We start from the raw sequence: 1,259 nt of genomic DNA, 5'->3' as shown, positions 1-1,259 counted from the left end.
TGTAGTGGTACGGTGAATTTGGCCACCTGATTAGAGGTGTTAAGATACACCTCATAGCATGACAGGTGAAACTATGACCAAGCGTACCAGACGCACTTTCAGTGCGGAATTCAAACTCGAAGCAGCGCAACTTGTTCTCGACCAAAACTACACCGTTGTTGAAGCCGCAAAAGCCATGGGGGTGGGTAAATCGACAATGGATAAGTGGGTAAGGCAGCTCAAGCAAGAAAGAAAGGGAGTAGCTCCTCAAGCCTCACCAATGACACCAGAGCAAATTGAGATACGAGAGCTGAAGAAGAAACTTGCACGCCTTGAAGAGCACAATGAAATATTAAAAAAGGCTACAGCTCTCTTGATGTCGGACTCACTGAACAACTCTCGATAATCGAGAAACTCAGGCAGAGCTTTAACGTAACAACCCTGTGTCATGTGTTCAGTGTCCACCGCAGCAGTTACAAATACTGGCGTTGTCGCCCTAAGCGTGTTTCTCCAGAGTTGGTGAAGCTAAAAAGTCTTATTAAAGAAGCTCATACGGCAAGTAACGGCTCTGCTGGTGCGAGAAGCATTGCCGACATGGTAACGGCCCAAGGTGTAAAACTGACCCGTTATCGAGCTTCTAAGATAATGAAATTGTTAAGGCTGGTAAGCTGCCAAACACCGAAGCACCGTTATCGAAAGGCATCACAAGAGCATGTAGAGATCCCAAACCATCTGTCTCGACAATTTGCCGTTACCGCTCCCAACCAAGTCTGGGTCGGTGATGTGACGTATGTCTGGACGGGACAACGCTGGATGTATCTTGCTGTTGTCATCGACCTGTTCGCGAGAAAGCCAATTGGTTGGGCGATGTCAGTATCGCCTGATAGTAAGTTGACAGGGAAAGCACTCTCTATGGCGTTTGAATCACGAGGTAAGCCCAAAGGCGTGATGTTCCACAGCGACCAAGGAAGTCATTACACCAGTCGTTCTTATCGGCAACTGTTGTGGCGTTATCAAATCAAGCAAAGTTTATCTAGACGAGGTAATTGCTGGGATAACAGTCCGATGGAACGGTTCTTCAGAAGCCTAAAGACTGAATGGATACCAGTGTCGGGTTATCGGAGTTTTAACGAAGCGAGGGAACATATAACTCGATACATCACGGGCTACTACAGCCAACTCAGGCCCCATCAATATAATGGTGGTCTAACACCCAATGAGTCTGAACGACTGTATTGGGAAAACTCTAAAACCGTGGCCAATTTTAGTTGACCACTACA

At 46.9% G+C, this 1,259-nt stretch carries 1 protein-coding gene; it reads left to right on the top strand.

The annotated features are described in order from the left end of the window. The first annotated feature begins 73 nt into the window (after positions 1–73). A protein-coding gene (locus R7127_RS26430) for an IS3 family transposase (protein ID WP_203346719.1) occupies positions 74–1,251 on the top strand; the annotation gives its coding sequence in 2 pieces (ribosomal slippage) (positions 74–341 and positions 341–1,251; 1,179 coding nt in all). Positions 1,252–1,259 lie beyond the last annotated feature (8 nt).

The organism is Vibrio sp. 1159, assembly GCF_033340395.1.
In the GTDB taxonomy this organism is placed as follows: domain Bacteria; phylum Pseudomonadota; class Gammaproteobacteria; order Enterobacterales; family Vibrionaceae; genus Vibrio; species Vibrio alginolyticus.
This window is presented reverse-complemented; position numbering and strand designations above follow the sequence as displayed.